Source organism: Terrabacter sp. P5_B1, from assembly GCF_056400505.1.
Genome location: NZ_JBFULD010000289.1, coordinates 1 through 5,530, shown reverse-complemented (window position 1 = coordinate 5,530; position 5,530 = coordinate 1). Strand labels below are relative to the sequence as shown.

General features: G+C 71.7%; 6 protein-coding genes. 3 read left to right on the top strand and 3 right to left on the bottom strand.

Going from position 1 to position 5,530, the window contains the following annotated elements; genetic code table 11:
* The coding region (locus AC1DP0_RS17420) for a hypothetical protein (RefSeq protein WP_478086762.1) at positions 1–438 on the top strand (438 nt) is incomplete at its 5' end.
* Here AC1DP0_RS17420 and AC1DP0_RS17415 read toward each other — a convergent pair.
* Genes AC1DP0_RS17415 through lpdA form a run of 3 tightly spaced genes read right to left on the bottom strand, consistent with a single transcriptional unit; the run spans position 416 to position 4,614 of the window.
* A complete protein-coding gene (locus AC1DP0_RS17415; RefSeq protein WP_478086760.1) occupies positions 416–1,324 on the bottom strand; it encodes a TIGR01777 family oxidoreductase in 909 nt (302 codons plus the stop codon). The two genes, AC1DP0_RS17420 and AC1DP0_RS17415, sit on opposite strands and share 23 nt — an antisense overlap.
* Before the next feature lie 25 nt (positions 1,325–1,349).
* Positions 1,350–3,203 (bottom strand): 2-oxoglutarate dehydrogenase, E2 component, dihydrolipoamide succinyltransferase, encoded by a 1,854-nt coding sequence (gene sucB / locus AC1DP0_RS17410; protein WP_478086758.1) that lies wholly within the window; start codon positions 3,201–3,203, stop codon positions 1,350–1,352.
* A 31-nt stretch (positions 3,204–3,234) separates the two neighbouring features.
* Entirely contained in the window at positions 3,235–4,614 is a 1,380-nt protein-coding gene (gene lpdA / locus AC1DP0_RS17405) for a dihydrolipoyl dehydrogenase (protein ID WP_478086756.1), read from the bottom strand.
* A 205-nt stretch (positions 4,615–4,819) separates the two neighbouring features.
* Between lpdA and AC1DP0_RS17400 the strand changes: the two genes are divergently transcribed.
* Positions 4,820–5,167 (top strand): hypothetical protein, encoded by a 348-nt coding sequence (locus AC1DP0_RS17400; protein WP_478086754.1) that lies wholly within the window; start codon positions 4,820–4,822, stop codon positions 5,165–5,167.
* A 144-nt stretch (positions 5,168–5,311) separates the two neighbouring features.
* The gene (locus tag AC1DP0_RS17395) at positions 5,312–5,500 is read left to right on the top strand and encodes a DUF5302 domain-containing protein (RefSeq protein WP_478086752.1); all 189 of its coding nucleotides are present in this window, start codon (positions 5,312–5,314) and stop codon (positions 5,498–5,500) included.
* The last annotated feature ends 30 nt before the right edge of the window (positions 5,501–5,530 follow it).

Sequence of the window (5,530 nt, the reverse complement as noted above, 5' to 3'; positions counted from 1 at the left end):
CCGCCACCCGCGCCGGCCGCCGACCGCGTGCTCCACGACGCGACGAGTCCGGCTGCGCGGGCCGAGGAGCTGCTGCAGGCCCTCAGCGACCGCCGCGCCGCCGCGCTGGTCGCCCGCGACGAGGCTGCGCTGGGGGGCGTCCACGCACCTGGTTCGCCGAGTCTCGCCAGCGACCGGACCCTCATCTCGGGGCTCAGGGACGCCCGCATCCGGTGGGAGGGGCTTCGGCTCGAGGTGGCCCGGGCCGTGTTCGTCTCCGGCTCGCCCTCGGAGGCGGTGGTGCGCGCCCGGGTCGACTGGACGGCATACGTCCTCGTCACGTCCGCGGGCGGCCGCGTCGACAGGGCCGCCGATGTCGGGCGTCAGCTCGACTTCCGCCTCGTGCGCGGAGGGCAGGGGTGGCGGATCAGTGCGATCAGCGCCGCACCAGCCACCTGACCGCGCCCTCGAGATCGGGGTGCTCGAAGGTGAACCCGGACGCCAGCAGCGCCGCGGGCTCGACGCGCTGGCTGGCGATGACGTAGTCGGCGAACTCGCCGAGAACGGCACGCAGCGCGAAGTGGGGCGCCGGGACGAACGCCGGACGCGAGAGCGCAGAGCCGATGGCCGCCGCGATCTCCCGTTGGCGAGCGGACCCGGGCGCGGCGAGGTTGAACGGTCCGGTGAGCTCGGGCCGGTCGATGAGGTGCAGGATGGCCCGCACCTCGTCGACGAGGGTGATCCACGGCCACCACTCGCGGCCCGACGCCATCGGTCCGCCGAGGCCCAGCCGGCCGAGCAGCACCACCTGCTCGAAGGCGCCGCCGTGGTGCGCCATGACGAGACCGGTGCGGACGAACGCGACGGGCAGCCCGGCCTCGACGGCCGGCTGCGCCGCGCCCTCCCAGCGCACGACGACGCCCGAGAGGTAGTCCTGGCCCGGCGCACTCGTCTCCGTGAGGTGCTCCTCGCCGCGGTCACCGTAGTAGCCGACCGCTGAGGCGTTGACGAGACGGACCGCCTCGCCGGTGCGGTCACGGTGCGCGACGAGGGCCTGGACGACCGTGCCGGTGGCGTCGGTGCGCGACCGCTCGACCTCACGCTTGTGCTCGGGGTTCCAGCGACGGTCGCCGATGCCGACACCGGCGAGGTTGACGACCGCGTCGACCCCGTCCAGCGCAGCCTCGTCGAGACGGCCGCGGGCGGGATCCCACCGGATCTCGTCGGGGGCTGCGGGGGAGTGGCGCACGAGGCGGAGGACCTCGTCACCCCGCTCTGCGAGCGCACGACGAAGCGCGCCGCCGATCAGACCGGACGAGCCGGTGACGGCGACGCGCTTCGTCATGGCGTGCTCCTCACGCTGGTGGACCTCAGGCCTCGAACTGGCCCTCTTCGAGCCGTGCCTTCATCGTGCCGAGGAAGCGAGCGGCGTCCGCCCCGTCGACGATGCGGTGGTCGTAGGACAGCGCGAGGTACATCATCGAGCGGATCGCGATGGTCTCGCCGCCGTCGGCGTCGGTGACGACGACGGGACGCTTGACGATCGCGCCGGTGCCGAGGATGGCCACCTGCGGCTGGTTGATGATGGGTGTGTCGAACAGTGCGCCACGGCTGCCGGTGTTGGTGATCGTGAAGGTGCCACCGGCGAGGTCGTCAGGCGTGATCTTGTTGCTGCGCGTGCGCGCGGCGACGTCGGCGATCGCACGGGCGAGGCCGGCGATGTTGAGGTCGCCGGCGTTCTTGACGACCGGGACGATGAGACCCTTCTCGGTGTCGACCGCGATGGAGAGGTTCTCGCTGCCGTGGTAGACGACCTCGTCGCCCTCGATGCTCGCGTTGACCATCGGGTGCGCCTTGAGCGCCTCGGTCGCGGCGAGGGCGAGGAAGGGCAGGAAGCTGAGCTTCGTGCCCTCGCGGGCCTCGAAGTCGCTCTTCACCTTGGCCCGCAGGCGCGCCACCCTGGTCAGGTCGACCTCGACRACGGTGGTCAGCTGGGCGGACACCTGCAGCGACTCGACCATGCGCGTGGCGATGACCTTGCGCAGCCGGCTCATCTTCTCCCGGGTGCCACGCTTCGGCGAGACCGACGCGGTCACGCTCGGTGCCGCAGACGCAGCCGGGGCTGCCGGTGCGGCGGACGCGGCCGGCTGTGCTGCCGGGGCGGGCTCGGCCGGAGCCTTGGCGGCCTCTGCCGCGTCGAGCACGTCCTGCTTGCGGATGCGGCCGCCCACCCCGGTGCCGGTGATGGCGGAGAGGTCGACAGCGTGCTGGTTCGCGAGCTTGCGCACGAGCGGGGTGACGTAGGCAGCGGCGTCGTCGCGCGACGGTGCAACGGCCGGCGCGGCCGCCTCGGGCGACTGCTGGGCCGGGGGACGCTCGGCGTCGGCCGGCTTGCCGGCGGCCTCCTGGCTCGCCTCCTCCGACGTCTCCTGTGCGGGAGCCTTGGGAGCCGCCGGGGCCTCGGCGGCCGGCTCCGGTGCCTTCTGGGGCTCGGGCTCGGGCGCCTTCTCGGGCTCGGGTGCCTTCTGGGGCTCGGGCTCGGCGGCTGCGGCGGGCGCGCTGCCACCGATGACGGCCAGGTCGGCGCCGACGGGCACCGTGTCGTCCTCCTGGACGAGGATCTTCGTCAGGGTGCCTGCGACCGGTGACGGGATCTCGGTGTCGACCTTGTCGGTCGAGACCTCGAGCAGCGGCTCGTCGACGGCGACCTCGTCGCCCTCGGACTTCAGCCAGCGCGTGACGGTGCCCTCGGTGACCGACTCACCGAGAGCGGGCATCGTCACCGTCTGGCCCTCGCCGCCGGAGGAGGACGATGCGGCCGCCTGCGGCTGTTCGGCCTGCGCGGCCTCGGGCTCGCTCGTGGCGGCCTGGGGCTCCTGCTCGGTGCTCGGTGCCTCGGGCGCCGGGGCTGCCGCCGGCTGGGGGGCCTCCTCGGGCTCCTCCTGCGACTCGGCGGCCGGCGTGTCGCCACCGGAGGCCGGGGCGCTCCCGTCGCCGATGACGGCGAGGTCGGCGCCGACGGGGACGGTGTCGTCCTCCTGGGCGAGGATCTCCTGGAGGGTGCCCGCCACGGGAGAGGGGATCTCCGTGTCGACCTTGTCCGTCGAGACCTCGAGCAGCGGCTCGTCGACCTCGATGCGGTCACCGACGTTCTTCAGCCAGCGGGTGACGGTCCCCTCGGTGACTGACTCACCCAGGGCCGGCATGGTCACGCGTTCTGACATGACGTGTTTTCTCCTCTTCCCAGTTTCTGGCTCAAGCGTGTGCGTGCAGGGGCTTGCCCGCCAAGGCCAAGTGTGCCTCGCCGAGCGCTTCGTTCTGTGTGGGGTGCGCGTGGATGAGACCGGCGACGTCCTCCGGGTGTGCCTCCCAGTTGACGATGAGCTGTGCCTCGCCGATCTGCTCAGCCATCCGGGCACCGATCATGTGGACGCCGACCACGGGTCCGTCGACCTGGCGCACGAGCTTGACGAAGCCTTGGGTGCCGAGGATCTGGGACTTGCCGTTGCCGCCGAGGTTGTACTCGTACGTCGCGACGTCGCCGTGCTTCTCGCGCGCCTGGGCCTCGGTCAGGCCGACGCTCGCGATCTCCGGGTCGCAGTAGGTCACGCGCGGGATGCCGCTCTCGACGATGGGCGCCGGCGTGAGGCCGGCGATCTCCTCGGCGACGAAGATGCCCTGGGCGAAGCCGCGGTGCGCGAGCTGGAGGCCGGGGACGATGTCGCCGACGGCATAGACGCCCTCGACGTTGGTGTGCAGTCGGTCGTCGGTGGGCACGAAGCCGCGGTCGACGGTGATGCCGGCCGCCTCGTAGCCCRGCCCCTCGGTGACCGGACCACGGCCGACGGCCACGAGGAGCAGGTCGGCCTCGATGCTCTCGCCCGACTCGAGCGAGACGGTCACGACGTCACCCTGCTGGGTCGCGCCGGCGAAGCGGACGCCGGTCTTGAACGAGATCTTGCGCTTGCGGAACGACCGCTCGAGCTGCTTGCTGATGGCCTCGTCCTCGGCGGCGACCAGACGAGGCAGGGCCTCGACGACCGTCACCTCGGCGCCGAAGCTCTTGAAGACGGAGGCGAACTCGACTCCGATGACGCCGCCGCCCAGTACGACGACGCGCGCCGGCACGTGGTCGATGGTGAGGGCCTGCTCGCTCGTCATGATGCGGCCGCCGATCTCGAGACCTGGCAGCGACTTCGCGTAGCTGCCCGTCGCGAGCACGACGTTGCGGCCCGTGAGCCGACGGTCACCCACGACCACGGTGTGCGGACCGTCGAGGACGCCCGCGCCCTCGACGTAGTCGATGGTGGCGGCCTTGACGAGGCCCTGGAGGCCCTTGTGCAGTCGGGAGACGACCCCGTCCTTGTAGGCGTTGACACCCGTCATGTCGACGGACTCGAACGTCGTCTTGACCCCGAACTGCGCACCCTCGCGCGCGACGTCGGCGACCTCGGCGGCGTGGAGCAGCGCCTTGGTGGGGATGCAGCCCTGGTGCAGGCACGTGCCGCCCAGCTTGCCCTTCTCGACGAGTGCCACCGAGAGCCCCAGCTCTGCCGACCGGAGGGCGCAGGCGTAGCCGCCCGAGCCCCCACCGAGGATGACGACGTCGTAGTCGCTGGCGGCAGCAGCCGGCATGTGGATGTGCTCCTTCGGGGTGGGTCGTCCGCTCCTGCCGTCGTGCAGCAGCCGAGCGGGGGACGTGCGGGAGTACGCGCGAGTGAGCGTACGGCCGGTCGTGCAACAGCATCTTGTCATTGATCCTGTGAGACGGCACAGGCAGGTCGTCACCCCCCGCGCGTGCTGCCCCCGTGTGCACGGCGCAACCACGTACAGTGCCGACATGGGCTGGTTCTCACGTCGCGGCGGCCGCAAGGGCGACACGCGTCCCGGCCGCTCCGACGGGCCGAAGATGGAGATCGATCGCAAGGCGGTCGAGCAGCACCTGCGGTCGTTCGTCGAGTCCCGTCTCGGGGTCGAGGCCTACGTCGAGCCCGCCACGAGCGTCACGCCGACGACGATCGTGCTCATCGCCTGGGACGGCGAGTGGACGCGCCGCGCGGTGACCTCGCCCAAGGACGGGTTCGAGATCAGCCACAGGCTCGGCGTCCCGGTCTACGACGTCAACCAGACCGGCTACCCGAACCGGATGCGTGAGTGGAGCAGGCGCCGCCGGCAGGGGGACGCCTGACCCGGGCACGCGGCATACGTCCTCGTCGGCTCGTCGCCGGTGAGGTGCAGAGAAAGGGAGTGGACCGGTCCCCGGTTCGCTGACAGGGTGAAAGATGTTCAGTCCGTGCCGGATCCGGCGCCACAGCACACAGGAGGTTCTCGAATGTCGAATCAGGATGGCGCATCCAGCGGTCCGAGCGAGGAGATGAAGGCCAAGTTCCGGGCCGCACTCGACAAGAAGCACGCGCACGGCGGCAAGGACGTCTCCGATGACCACGACCGCACCAAGGTGCACGGTGCGCACGGCCCCGCCAAGGCCCAGCAGATGTTCCGTCGCAAGTCCGGCGGCTGAGCGCGCCGGCACCCCGAGGCACGCCAGAGG